Raw genomic sequence first — 13,778 nt, 5'->3', positions numbered from 1 at the left:
ACAGATTTCCTTTCTTTATTACACTGGATGAATGACTATTCTTTCTTCTCGCTCTCGTCGTCTTCCGGCAACGGCTTGTTGGCGGTCAGCAGGTAGGGCGATTGCTGCCAGCGGGTGCGTTTACCCTGCAGCAGGGTGCGGGTCAGGACCACGCCGATCGCCAGCGCAAGCAGCAGCATCAGCCGTAGAATGTTGGTGGTGTTGTCCACCTGTTTGGCTTCCGTCGGCAGGGTGTGGGTATCGAGCGTCAGGCGCAGATAGCCAAGCGGCTCGTTTTTGCCCTGAATCGGCTCAACCAGCTGCTGGTTGAAATAGCCGCCTGCCTTTTTGCCGTCGAGCGCCAGGCGATCGCGGACGTCTACGCTTTCCCCGGCGTGCGCCACTAAATCGCCCTGCTCGTTGTAGACGCTGGCGTCAAGAATGCGGCTGCTGTCGGTTAATTGCTTTAACAGCGGGGTGATTCGCTTTTCATCCGGGGTTTCGCCGCGCATCATAGGGGCGAGGTTAAGCGTGACCTGATGCGCCAGCATGCGGGCCAGATCTTCCATCTGCGGATTTCGCTGCCGCTGGTGGCTCTGGCTGAACCAGGAGACCCCCTGCATCAGCGCGACCAGCAGGGCCAGACAGGTAAGGACAATCGCGGCGCGATGCAGCCGGAATTTCAGTTTTGCGCGAACCATATTCCACCTTCGAAAATTTGCAGCTTAATGTTGCCAGAAGCGCGGGTTACAAGGTAGCCTCATGCGTTATTTTCCTGCCGTAAATGAAGATTACTGGAGCTGTAATGCCGAACAGTTTGACCTGGTGCGACCTGCCCGACGATGTCTCCTTGTGGCCAGGGTTGCCGCTTTCGCTAAGTGGTGATGAAGTTATGCCGCTGGATTATCACGCCGGACGCAGCGGATGGCTGCTGTATGGTCGTCATCTGGATAAACAACGCCTGACGGATTATCAGCACAAGCTGGGCGCGGCAATGGTTATCGTCGCGGCATGGTATGCCGAAGATTATCAGGTGATCCGCCTGGCGGGGTCGTTAACGGCCCGCGCGACGCGGCTTGCGCATGAAAGCGGGCTGGACGTTGCGCCGTTGGGGAAAATTCCGCACCTGAAGAGCCCGGGGCTGCTGGTGATGGATATGGACTCAACCGCCATTCAGATCGAGTGCATTGATGAAATCGCCAAACTGGCGGGGACCGGCGAAATGGTGGCGGAAGTCACCGAGCGCGCCATGCGCGGCGAGCTGGATTTTACCGCCAGCCTGCGCCAGCGCGTCGGTACGCTGAAAGGGGCGGATGCCAATATCCTGCGCCAGGTTCGCGACAGCCTGCCGCTGATGCCTGGCCTGACGCAGCTGGTGCTGAAGCTGGAGACGCTGGGCTGGAAGGTGGCCATCGCCTCCGGCGGCTTTACCTTCTTCGCCGAGTACCTGCGCGACAAGCTGCGTTTAACCGCCGTGGTCGCCAATGAGCTGGAAATTCTGGACGGTAAGCTGACCGGCAACGTCGTTGGCGACATCGTCGATGCCAAATATAAGGCCAACACCCTGAAGCGCCTGGCGGAAGAGTTTGAAATCCCCGCCGCGCAGACGGTGGCGATCGGCGATGGGGCAAACGATCTGCCGATGATCAAGGCGGCTGGTCTCGGTATCGCCTACCATGCCAAACCGAAAGTGAATGAACAGACGGAAGTTACCATCCGTCACGCTGACCTGATGGGGGTGTTCTGCATCCTCTCCGGCAGCCTGAATCAAAAGTAAGAGGTCACCGTGGCGAAAGCACCCAAACGCGCCTTTGTCTGTAACGAGTGCGGCGCGGACTACCCGCGCTGGCAGGGGCAGTGCAGCGCCTGCCATGCCTGGAACACGATTACCGAAATGCGCATTGCGGCGTCGCCGACGGTGGCGCGCAATGAGCGTCTGAGCGGCTATGCCGGCAGCGCGGGCGTCTCCAAAGTTCAGAAGCTCTCCGACATCAGCCTTGAGGAGCTGCCGCGCTTTTCCACCGGGTTTAAAGAGTTTGACCGGGTGCTCGGCGGCGGCGTTGTGCCGGGCAGCGCGATCCTTATCGGCGGCAACCCCGGCGCGGGGAAATCCACGCTGCTGCTGCAAACGCTGTGCAAGCTTGCCGAACAGATGAAAACCCTCTACGTCACCGGGGAAGAGTCCCTACAGCAGGTCGCCATGCGCGCGCACCGCCTGGGGCTGCCGACCGGCAACCTCAATATGCTGTCGGAAACCAGCATCGAGCAAATCTGCCTGATTGCCGAAGAGGAGCAGCCGAGGCTGATGGTGATCGACTCCATCCAGGTGATGCACATGGCCGACATTCAGTCGTCGCCGGGCAGCGTGGCCCAGGTTCGCGAGACGGCGGCGTACCTGACGCGCTTTGCGAAAACCCGCGGGGTCGCCATTGTGATGGTCGGCCACGTCACCAAAGACGGCTCGCTGGCCGGTCCGAAGGTGCTGGAACACTGTATTGACTGCTCCGTGCTGCTCGATGGCGATGCCGATTCCCGCTTCCGTACGCTGCGCAGCCATAAAAACCGCTTCGGCGCGGTGAACGAGCTGGGCGTGTTCGCCATGACCGAACAGGGGCTGCGCGAAGTCAGCAACCCGTCGGCCATTTTCTTAAGCCGCGGCGATGAAGTAACCTCCGGCAGCTCGGTGATGGTGGTATGGGAAGGTACGCGGCCGCTGCTGGTAGAGATCCAGGCGCTGGTGGACCAGTCAATGATGGCGAACCCTCGCCGGGTGGCCGTCGGTCTTGAGCAAAACCGTCTGGCGATTTTGCTGGCGGTGCTGCACCGTCACGGCGGGCTGCAGATGGCGGACCAGGACGTGTTTGTTAACGTCGTCGGCGGCGTAAAGGTCACCGAGACCAGCGCCGACCTGGCGCTGCTGCTGGCGATGGTTTCAAGCCTGCGTGACAGGCCGCTGCCGCAGGATCTGGTAGTCTTCGGCGAAGTGGGACTGGCGGGGGAGATCCGTCCGGTGCCCAGCGGCCAGGAACGTATCTCTGAGGCGGCGAAACACGGTTTTCGTCGCGCCATCGTCCCTTCGGCGAACGTACCGAAAAAGGTCCCTGAAGGGATGCAGGTCTTTGGAGTTAAAAAACTTTCTGACGCGCTAAGCGTATTTGACGACTTATACTGAGTGATACGGAGGTTATCTATGTCGTCATTCGATTATCTGAAAAGCGCCATTAAGCAGAAGGGCTGCACATTACAGCAGGTGGCCGACGCCAGCGGCATGACAAAGGGCTATTTAAGCCAGCTGCTCAATGCCAAAATCAAAAGCCCCAGCGCGCAGAAGCTGGAAGCGCTGCACCGTTTTCTGGGGCTGGAGTTTCCCCGCCAGCAGAAAAATGTCGGCGTCGTATTCGGTAAGTTTTACCCGCTGCATACCGGGCACATTTACCTTATTCAGCGCGCCTGCAGCCAGGTTGACGAGCTGCACATCATCATGGGTTATGACAACACCCGCGACCGCGAGCTGTTCGAAGACAGCGCGATGTCCCAGCAGCCGACGGTGCCGGATCGCCTGAGATGGCTGCTACAGACATTTAAGTATCAGAAAAATATCCATATTCATGCCTTTAATGAAGAGGGTATGGAACCGTATCCCTACGGCTGGGACGTATGGGGCAACGGCGTTAAGGCCTTTATGGAGCAAAAAGGGATCCAGCCGAACTGGATTTACACCTCCGAAGAGACCGATGCGCCGCAGTTCCGCCAGCATCTGGGAACCGAAACGGTGCTGATTGATCCCAAGCGCACGTTTATGAACATCAGCGGCGCGCAGATCCGTGAGAACCCGTTTCGCTACTGGGATTACATTCCCACCGAGGTGAAGCCGTTCTTTGTGCGCACGGTGGCGATTCTCGGCGGCGAGTCGAGCGGGAAATCGACGCTGGTCAACAAGCTGGCCAACATCTTCAATACTACCAGCGCCTGGGAATATGGCCGCGATTACGTTTTCTCGCACCTTGGCGGCGATGAGATGGCGTTACAGTATTCCGATTACGACAAAATTGCGCTTGGCCATGCTCAGTACATTGATTTCGCGGTGAAATACGCCAATAAAGTGGCGTTTATCGATACCGATTTCGTGACCACTCAGGCGTTCTGTAAAAAATATGAGGGCCGTGAACATCCCTTTGTACAGGCGCTGATCGACGAATACCGCTTCGACCTGGTGATTCTGCTGGAAAACAACACTCCCTGGGTTTCCGATGGGCTGCGCAGCCTGGGCAGCTCGGTTGACCGCAAGGCGTTTCAGGACATGCTGGTCGCCATGCTCAAAGAGAACAACGTGGAGTTCGTACGCGTGGAAGAACCGGACTACGACGGACGGTTTTTGCGCTGCGTGGACCTGGTGAAGCAACTGATGGGCGCCTGATGGCGCCTATTGCCTCTTTCCCGTCCTGCCTGATGTTTAATACCATATTTTACAAAAGCGCTTTCAATATTGTGATCAAATAAGCGTTTATTATCAGATATGATTATTTTCAGAAAGATATATATTATATCCTTGTATTGATATGCTTTCTCTGAATCCTCTATATATTATCAAGGTGAATATACGTTTCAAAACCGGGCATTATCAAAATGTTTTTTGTCACGACGCTTATGATGTTCTCTCCATTCTATCTTATTAATAACCAAAGATATTTCCCCATTCATAAGAAATCCTAAATCATCATTTAAATTTAAATAAATATTAAGACGTAGAAAATCTCATTTTTAGATATTAGATTTACAGACCTGAATGCGGCAGGGATGATATATATTAAAAATGAGTTCCAATTAATATTCATCGATGCGAAAAATATATTTACATGCGGAATATAGCATGTGATTTGCATTTGCTCAATTAATATTGATTGGGCTAACTGCCGATTATTCAGGGAATGAATACTGCGTGTTGGCGCTCTGGTAGCTGTAGGCCAGGGGCGGTAGCGTTGCAAAACTTAAAATATGCAGGTGCAGAATGGCGAGAAGTGGTATTGAGGTACAGCGGGCTGTCATTAAAGCGTTATTCATGAGGGAAATTAAAACCCGCTTTGGCAAGTATCGTCTGGGGTATCTGTGGGCGGTACTGGAGCCTGCTGCGCATTTGATGGTGATGATTGGAATATTTGGCTATGTTATGCATCGGACGATGCCGGATATTTCTTATCCTGTTTTTTTGATTAATGGGATTATTCCTTATTTTATTTTCAATGATATAGCTAATCGTTCCATCTCGGCAATAGAGGCTAATCAGGGGTTATTTAACTACAGGCCGGTTAAACCCATTGATACTATTTTTGCAAGGGCATTCCTGGAGTCCATAATTTATATATTTGTATATCTGACTCTAATGTCAATCATTGGGGTTTTAGGTGATAAGTTCACTTTCTCACATATCCTTTTACTTGCAATAGTATGGTTTTTTCTCGTTGTATTTTCCTGCGGTGTAGGCATGATCTTTATGGTAATTGGCAATGCTTTTCCTGAAACCGAGAAGTTTCTTCCAATCATAATAAAACCTTTTTATTTTATTTCTTGCATTATGTTTCCTTTACACGCAATACCAAAGGACTATTGGCCATACCTTTTGTGGAACCCTATTATACATATAGTAGAGTTGAGCCGTGAAGCCGTTGTTGAAGGATATAGCAGTGGTGGTGCTGATTTAGGATATCTTGCATTTATTTCCTTGGTGCTATTTTTCATTGGAATGTTATGTTATTTAGCTCGCGAAGAGGCGATGTTGACTTCATGATTAGTATTGAGAACCTGACAAAGTCGTATCTTACATCCAAAGGTAGGCATTACGTCTTCAAAGATATGAATATTATATTTCCTGAAGGGAAAAGTATTGGTTTGATAGGGCGAAACGGTGCGGGAAAGTCGACATTACTTCGTATGATTGGGGGGATAGATAGACCTGATTATGGGAAAGTTGTGACAAATAATACGATATCCTGGCCTGTTGGGCTTGCTGGTGGATTTCAGGGAAGCTTAACGGGGCGTGAAAACGTGAAGTTTGTCTCTCGACTCTATTCTAAAGAAAATGAATTGGTGGAAAAAATATCATTTGTTGAGGATTTTGCAGAGCTAGGTAAATACTTTGATATGCCAATCAAAACTTATTCATCAGGGATGAGGTCTAGACTTGCTTTTGGTTTAAGTATGGCATTCAAGTTTGAGTACTATTTGGTTGATGAGGTAACTGCTGTAGGTGATGCAAGATTTAGGAAAAAATGCCTTAATGCATTTAATGAACGTAGGCAAGAATCTAGCTTCTTAATGGTATCACATAATTTGAATTCACTAAAAGAATATTGCGATCTTGCTTGTGTATTATTCACCACTGAGAGTTATAAAATATATGACGACATCAGTGAAGCGATACGCGAGTATAACTCACTGCATGAGTAAATATAACTTTTGAAATACAGTTGTTGGTCTCTTTATTTAAATCGTCGTGGATGATATATACTATGTTTATTAAAAAGATAAAGAAGTTTTTAAATAGTCCGGAAATATTCCTTAGAGATTATTTTTTAAAGAGAAAGCCAATTATCAGGAATGAGATTAGATGTCCTGTAGAAGAGGAAGCCATCCTTTTAAAACATGATCTTGAATTTGAAGAAATAATAAACACAACATTTCCTATTGATGTTGTGTATACATGGGTTGATGATCGTGATGATATGTGGGTAAAAAGACTGGAGAAATTTAGTTTAAGAGATAATGTACAGCCATCCCATGAAATAGATCACGCAAGATTCGAAAACCACAACGAGTTGTATTACTCAGTATCAAGTGTTCTAAAAAACATGCCTTGGGTCAGGAAAATTTTTATTGTCACCGACTCACAGCAACCGCAATGGAGTCAGAGTTTTAATACTGATAAGATTAAAATCATAGATCACAAAGATATTATTGATGGGAAATTTTTACCAACATTTAACTCACACGTAATTGAAGCCCATTTGCACTTAATTCCTGACCTATCTGAGCAGTTTATATATTTTAATGACGACGTTTTTGTTTCGAGAGAACTCCCGGCCAGTCATTTTTTCAAAAGTAACGGTCTTGCTTCACTTTTCTTATCAAAAAAAAGTTTGATGAAAATGAGAACTGGTGGTGTTTCCACTCCAACATTATCTGCATCACTTAATTCATCAAATATTTTAAGAGAACTTGGTATGGAAGTCGATAGCCCATTGGTTCATACCTATGTTCCTCTAACTAAAAGTGGCTACGATTATGTGTGGAGTCACTTTAGAGATAGAATTGAATTGTTTCTTGGCAATAAATTTCGTGAAAGCAATGACTTGAATCTTGCTACATTCTTAGTTCCATGGGTTAGCTATACAATGGGGAATGCATATCCAAATAGAGATATTTGCTATTATTTTAATATAAGGTCAGCACATGCAAAAAGTTTCTATAGATCAATGGATGATGCAATGAATACAAAAACTATGCCGCATTCTATATGTGCTAATGATTTTAGTGCTAACAATCTGAATGTATTACCTGAATACAACAATAGGTTGGTACAAGAACTTAACAAGTACTTTGAAATTTAAGGTCTGAGAGGGATAGATGAGCTATACATATCAAATTACGACAGATGACATGTTAATCGGAAAAAGAATAGATGATGTTATTTATATATCTCTCGAGTCTTTTTATAGCTATATAACTTCGGATAAAGCCACCTATGATGATGTAGGTATTAACATCGAGATGGCGAGATTTTTCAGTTTCATAAACGAAGTAGATAAACTCATTATTGATCTGACTGGTGATGAGAATATTATTTCAAATATTCTTGTTGATAATTTTTTTACTTCCTTGTCTGTTTTTATATCTATTCTTCCAGAGTTTTTAAAAGTAGAAGTTAAAGGACAAAACTTGGATGTTGCAGATTCATATATTTCTAAACGAAAAAGTGAGATATCTGATATTATTGAATTCAACAATAAGATAGTGAAAAAAATAAGAAGTAATAGTTTGTCAAAGCAAGTTGAAACTATAATCTATGGTAGTTGTGATTCCAGAGATATCTTCAGAATATATCAGGATACCAATAGGGTCACGAGATTTAATATCGTTTATTATGCTACTAATATTAGTATTGCAACTATTCTGGCTACGCCATTTTTATATGATAAAAATTTTGTTAAACTTGAAAGTAAATTTTTGGAGTCTTGTGTAAGGGACGATTTAAGCAAAGTAATTGTTAACAATATAATAAAAAGCATGACACCTGACTCTATTTTTGTTATTGATTTAATGGATGAGCGATTTGATATCATCCGATGTTCTGGGTCGGAATTTACAAAATCATGGAATTTGCAAAAAACTGAACTGTTTAAGAATTTAAACATCGATAGTGTATTGCATTTTGATTCCGAAGAGAAGTATGAAAATACATGTAAAAATATTACGAAGCTATTGAATGTGCTGAGCGGATTGATTTCTTCCAACAGAATTTTTTTTAATGAAACATTAATGTGTACACATTATTTTAATAATGATTCTGCATTTATTCCATTTAGCAATGAATGTTATTCTATTGATGCGTTTAATATTTTTATTTCGCGCGTGATTGAATATGTAAAAGTAAATCATTCATCTATTAATTTTATATCGACGCCACCATACTTAAACTTTGGGGATTGTACTCACTTATGGGGGTTGCATCCATATCACTATAATAAAACGTTTTATTTAAGTAGAGCGAGGCAAATATTCTCTTCCTTGGTATGATTTTATATCATAGATGATGTTCGTTATTAACCCATCGTTCTTTTGAATGCTTAATTATGAATGAATTTTGTGTAATAGGATTAGTATGTCTAGCGATAAAGGATTAGCAATAATTACAGTTATTATTCCTGTATATAAAGTAGAGCGCTATATTCGTGAGTGTCTTGATTCTGTCTTATCTCAAAATTTAGGCAGGCGATATAGAAGGTGTTACGTTGAAATTATTTGCGTTGATGATGGTACTCCGGATAGTTCTGTAGATATCATTATTGAATATATGCGTAAAAACTCAAATATAATTTTACTACAACAAATAAACCAAGGACAGTCCGTTGCAAGAAATAACGCATTAAAAATAGCTAAGGGACGCTATGTTGTATTTCTTGATTCTGACGATTTATTTCCACCAGATGCTCTAAAGTCTCTTCTGGATACCGCTGAGCGAACTCATTCTGAAGTAATAATATCACACGCTAAAGCATTTAATGGCCGCCGCTCATGGTATATTGAACCTCATGCCGAAGTTGCCTGCGCTTTTCTTAACCAAGTAAAGTTCACACACCGTGCCATCTTAATGAATAGCTCTCCTCCATGGGGGAAGATGTATAGTCGGAAGTTGATATTAGACAATAATATTGAGTTCCCTGTCGGGATAAAATTAGCTGAGGATTGGATATTCGTTATTGCTGCTATGTATCGAGCTAACCACATATCGTCAACATCTGAGATCACTTATTTATACAGAGGGCGGGATGATGAAGATAATCCTTCTTGCACACAGTTAGTTAATGAGAAAGTATTTTCAGATCTGCTTAAAGTATACGAACTGACTAAACAGTTCAATCTGCCTATGCAGCAAATTGATTATGCAAAAATGTTTATATTAAGAAGTTTACTTTATCGATTGTCAAAATTTTCTATTGATAATGAGATAATTTATTGTAAGTCAATATATCATGACATTAGAAAGTTTTTGGTTGATGAGATCGGAAAGGATAAAATTAAAATATTTACACCAATTAGACGGTTACCGTTATTATTGATTTTTTATGGTTTTTATTCTGAAGCACATCGGGTGATGAATCAAAAATATGATAAGTCTTGCCTTAAGAAAGGGGAACTTGTTGATGATGATTATATCTCAAAGGATTTTAAATATCTTACTGAGAAAATGAAAAGACAGGCTTCTATTGCCTTAAAGTTAAAGAGGGGAAAGAAGATTTTATCAAGACGTGCATGGCAGTTAAAATATAAATTTGCCTGTGCCTGCTCTTCACTTCTATATAGACGAAAAAATATTGCTCTTATTGGTGAGCGACTTGGAAATACAGCAAATGATTCAAGTTATCACCTGTTTAACTTCATACAAGATAACTGGGTCTCAAAAAAGGAAATCGATTATTATTATGTAATAAAAAAGGATGCTTCAACTGCGGTAAACCTTAATGGTCGAAAAAATGTAGTGAAGTATGGTTCATTTAAGCATTTTATGATTTTTCATGCTTCGAGAAGTTATATTTTTAGCGATAGCATGAGAGATGTTTTTTTTCACTGGAGAGATGTTTCTTCTCAACATAACTATAAGAGAAAGTATTTTTTGCAGCATGGAGTATTTGCCACCAGCCGGGCAGCGGGTTACTACGATTGCAATTCTATGAACCTCAGAGATGAACTGCCAGATAAATTTATTGTTAGTTCTGATTTTGAAAAAGATCTTGTTTGTAAAAATTTTTCCTTTGAAAAATCTAGGGTTGCTGTAACCGGTTTGTCAAGGTTTGATAAACTTCCCAAAAAACCACCAGTGAAGGCTGAGAAGAAAATACTGTTATTTTTTACCTGGCGTGAAAATTTAAGTAATTTGAATGAAGTCGATTTTATTAAAACGGAATATTATAAGAAAATATTTGAAATACTTAACAGTAAAGCAATCGCAGATATATTGAAGGCTTCCGGTTTTCAACTTGAGGCATGTCTCCACCATAAAATGAGTAGTTACCTTAATGCGCTGAAAAGTAGATGTGAGCATACTATTTATAACATGAATGATGTTAATGTTCAGAATCTATTAATCGATGCCGATATTATGATAACTGATTTCTCATCTGCATCTTTCGATATGGTTTATCAGAAAAAACCAGTGATATTTTATTGGTTTGATGAATTGCGATTTTTTGCCCAAAGAGGGGGACCATTAATTAATATAGAGCGCGATCTTCCAGGGGAAATCTGCAGAAATATTAATAGTCTTTCAAGTGCTATAGACGGGTTAATACAATCTGGTTGTGTGATAAGGAGAGAATTTAGGGAACAATACAGTAAATACTTCAAATATAGGGATGATAAGAACTGTCAGCGAATCATGGAAATTATTGAGGAATAGAAATGTTTGAACATTATGCTTTTTCTGCCAAACGCAAATTTGGAGACGTCCATTACGTAAAAAATGAAAAATTCATCGAATTATCTTTAGATGAACTGATGTCTCATCTTAAAGAAGTTAGTGCTTTTTTTTGTGATAATCTATTTAATATTGAACTTGCTAAGTTATTTATTAATATAGACAAAGTAAAAAAAATCACTATAGATACTATTTCAGAAAATGGCTCTATCTGTACACCGGACTCTTTGGCATGCTTGCTTGAGTTTATAAGAGTATTTCCTGAAAAAATTGAAATCGAGATTATTGAGCCTGCTGAAAGCAATTCTGAGATAGGCTTGGCTCTGGATAGAACATTTTTAACAAATGTTGCAAAAGTAATTGCCTCTGACAGAAGTCTGACAAAGCTTGTCAAGAATAGCTTCGGAATAAAACCATTGCCAATATCTATTTATGGTAGTTGTTGTTCCAGAGATATTTTTGACGCACATGATAAATACAATAAAAAATCTCTTTTCACAATCTCAAAATATATTTCAAATAATTCAATTGTATCCATGTTTTCAGCACCATTTTACTATGATGAATTAGATATTAATCTCGACAGTAAATTTTTACAGTATGCCGTTAAGGCTGATTTGGATAAAACAACCTTGATCGATTTTATTCATTCACTTTCTCCAGAATCATTATGCATTATAGATATCATGGATGAACGTTTTGACCTTTTATCCTATCGAGGGTCTTATATTACAAAAACATGGAATTTTGTTAAAACAAACTCTTATAAAAAGATAAAAAGCAACTGTAGTCAGATTGAATTTGATTCTGAGGAGAAAATAAAACAAACATGTGATAATATTTCAAGGTTGCTTGAGATAATAAAGTCAAACATCAGTTATAAGAAAATCGTTATAAACAATACACCAATGGCTGAGTACTATTATAGTGATGAAGGGTTTAAGCGCTTTGATGATCAAAAATATAATGTATTAAGATATAACAATTTCCATCAGCGGGTGATTACATACATTAAGGAAAACCATAGTGATGTCATTGTTATGGAAACTCCATGGTATTTGAATTTTGGTGATACTAACCATAAATGGGGTGTGCATCCATACCATTTCAATAAGTCTTTCTATCTCTCAAGAGCCAAGCGGTTGCTGCTTGCTGGTGTCAGTTTGTGATTGAATTACTTATAGCTCAGTAATGAATTTAGACAACTTAGTGGCAATGCCTATAAGTTGTCTTTCTATATGATTTTAATATGAGTGTCGACGATATGGCGTATTAAATGATGTCAACATAATATACTGAAGAGGCGTAGCTCCTAAACACTTTCGATGTTATTATTAAACATGCTCTTATTATCCCTGCACGAACCATTTTCCTTTGGTGATATCTTGTGTATGTTCAATCTGATATTGCTCTAGTTCAGGTGACTTCCTGCCATAAAACACCGCATTTATCTGCGTATTTACCCGCAGATAAGTGCGGAATACGTTAAATAGCTGCCTGTCAGGTTTGAAATCTGCCATCCAGAACTGGTTTAAATGCCCCTGCCAGGTCAACCCTTTGATGTCATACAGCGCTCTGCCCATTACTTTCAACGGCTTGTTGTGGATCAGAGCGGATATTCCCGCCGTACTGTTAATGGTTATCACGGCCTTAGCGAGCGAAAGCAGGTGCGGCATGGGGAGATCGTGTACGTAAATCACGCGGTTGCTGACACCGTATTTTTTACCCAGTTTTTTAATTAATGGTCCGTACAGGCGATGGCCGCGGTCCATGGGGTGATGTTTGAACACCAGAAAATCGGTGGGCGACGCTTTTTTCGAAAACGAGTACATCACGTCGTTGATGTAGTTGCGTACATCTTTGTAGTCGCTGTGGTTACGGATCTGGCTGTCGTTGTAAACCTGCAGTATCGCCAGAAAGTACCTTTTCTTCAGGCTACCTTTAAGCAGTGCCATGACGCGACGTTCTTTAAATCGGTACCACTGTTTACGCCAGCCGGCACGCAGCCAGCAGCGGGCCTCGTACCATGGTGAAAACGATTTATGATGACGGTAATGGGGGAACTGTTTCCGGTGATACCAGCTGACAAAGTAGTACCACATCGCATGCCAGATACGCAGCCTGGTCGATGGTTTCAGGCTTGTCACCTCCAGCTCCGGTAGCTCAGGGAGATGGCGGTAAAATTCGGGATCGCGAGGGAGTGATGAGAACGCGTTTACGCCGCCGCTCTCAAGGGTAATAAAGTGCGGTCGCAGATATCCCTCTTCAAAGGCCAGAAAGCGTATATTTTTCGAAGCCGCCCAGCGTTTCGCGGCCTGGTGCAACACCCGGCAGTCGCCAAAGCAAATGAGAGTATCGAAAGGATAGTCTTTCCATGTTTCTTTTAACCAGTGTGGGAACTCTTTTGGCGTTTTCAGGTAGGAATAGTACTTGCGGCTGCGACAGTAAAAACGATCGCCTCCGTTAAAGACCACGTTTCTGGCCTCGCGATCCTGAGATTCAAACCATTCGGCCATATCATTAAAAAAGGGGCCCATTGGACCTTGCAATAGCAAATACCGCTTTCCCCAAAGTAAAGTTTTTAATGCATTGCTTTCCATGCAACGTTACC

At 42.8% G+C, this 13,778-nt stretch carries 11 protein-coding genes; 9 read left to right on the top strand and 2 right to left on the bottom strand.

What is annotated here, in order from left to right; all coding sequences use genetic code 11:
• Window positions 1-35: 35 nt before the first annotated feature.
• Window positions 36-680 (bottom strand): YtjB family periplasmic protein, encoded by a 645-nt coding sequence (locus tag ENTCL_RS18705; protein WP_013367711.1) that lies wholly within the window; start codon window positions 678-680, stop codon window positions 36-38.
• A gap of 104 nt (window positions 681-784) precedes the next feature.
• On the opposite strand from ENTCL_RS18705, the gene serB reads away from it, so the two are divergent.
• The 9 genes from serB (at window position 785) to ENTCL_RS18660 (ending at window position 12,336) form a co-directional block, all read left to right on the top strand.
• On the top strand, window positions 785-1,756 hold the full coding sequence (serB, locus tag ENTCL_RS18700) for a phosphoserine phosphatase (protein ID WP_013367710.1): 972 nt from the start codon (window positions 785-787) through the stop codon (window positions 1,754-1,756).
• Window positions 1,757-1,765: 9 nt separating this feature from the next.
• Window positions 1,766-3,151 carry a DNA repair protein RadA gene (gene radA / locus ENTCL_RS18695; RefSeq protein ID WP_013367709.1) on the top strand — a complete coding sequence of 462 codons (1,386 nt, stop codon included), beginning with the start codon at window positions 1,766-1,768 and terminating at the stop codon, window positions 3,149-3,151.
• Window positions 3,152-3,169: 18 nt separating this feature from the next.
• Window positions 3,170-4,396 carry a multifunctional transcriptional regulator/nicotinamide-nucleotide adenylyltransferase/ribosylnicotinamide kinase NadR gene (gene nadR, locus ENTCL_RS18690; RefSeq protein WP_013367708.1) on the top strand — a complete coding sequence of 409 codons (1,227 nt, stop codon included), beginning with the start codon at window positions 3,170-3,172 and terminating at the stop codon, window positions 4,394-4,396.
• Between the two features lie 591 nt (window positions 4,397-4,987).
• Window positions 4,988-5,764, top strand: coding sequence for an ABC transporter permease (locus tag ENTCL_RS18685; RefSeq protein ID WP_013367707.1), 777 nt, complete (start codon window positions 4,988-4,990; stop codon window positions 5,762-5,764).
• Window positions 5,761-6,423: an ABC transporter ATP-binding protein gene (locus ENTCL_RS18680; RefSeq protein ID WP_013367706.1), complete on the top strand. Its 663-nt coding sequence runs from the start codon at window positions 5,761-5,763 to the stop codon at window positions 6,421-6,423. The genes ENTCL_RS18685 and ENTCL_RS18680 overlap by 4 nt, the downstream gene beginning before the upstream one ends.
• Window positions 6,424-6,485: 62 nt before the next feature.
• Window positions 6,486-7,583 (top strand): Stealth CR1 domain-containing protein, encoded by a 1,098-nt coding sequence (locus ENTCL_RS18675; RefSeq protein WP_013367705.1) that lies wholly within the window; start codon window positions 6,486-6,488, stop codon window positions 7,581-7,583.
• 16 nt (window positions 7,584-7,599) lie between these two features.
• Window positions 7,600-8,769: a DUF6270 domain-containing protein gene (locus ENTCL_RS18670; protein ID WP_013367704.1), complete on the top strand. Its 1,170-nt coding sequence runs from the start codon at window positions 7,600-7,602 to the stop codon at window positions 8,767-8,769.
• Window positions 8,770-8,854: 85 nt separating this feature from the next.
• The gene (locus tag ENTCL_RS18665) at window positions 8,855-11,149 is read left to right on the top strand and encodes a bifunctional glycosyltransferase/CDP-glycerol:glycerophosphate glycerophosphotransferase (RefSeq protein ID WP_013367703.1); all 2,295 of its coding nucleotides are present in this window, start codon (window positions 8,855-8,857) and stop codon (window positions 11,147-11,149) included.
• 2 nt (window positions 11,150-11,151) lie between these two features.
• Complete coding sequence (locus tag ENTCL_RS18660; RefSeq protein WP_013367702.1) at window positions 11,152-12,336, top strand: DUF6270 domain-containing protein; 1,185 nt, start codon at window positions 11,152-11,154, stop codon at window positions 12,334-12,336.
• 180 nt (window positions 12,337-12,516) lie between these two features.
• Here the strand turns inward: ENTCL_RS18660 and ENTCL_RS18655 are convergent, their stop codons facing one another.
• Window positions 12,517-13,767 carry a capsule biosynthesis protein gene (locus tag ENTCL_RS18655; RefSeq protein WP_013367701.1) on the bottom strand — a complete coding sequence of 417 codons (1,251 nt, stop codon included), beginning with the start codon at window positions 13,765-13,767 and terminating at the stop codon, window positions 12,517-12,519.
• Window positions 13,768-13,778: the final 11 nt, after the last annotated feature.

The sequence above is a fragment of the [Enterobacter] lignolyticus SCF1 genome (genome assembly GCF_000164865.1).
Lineage (GTDB): Bacteria > Pseudomonadota > Gammaproteobacteria > Enterobacterales > Enterobacteriaceae > Enterobacter_B > Enterobacter_B lignolyticus.
Note: the sequence above shows the minus strand (reverse complement) of the source record. Positions and strands in the feature narration are given on the sequence as shown.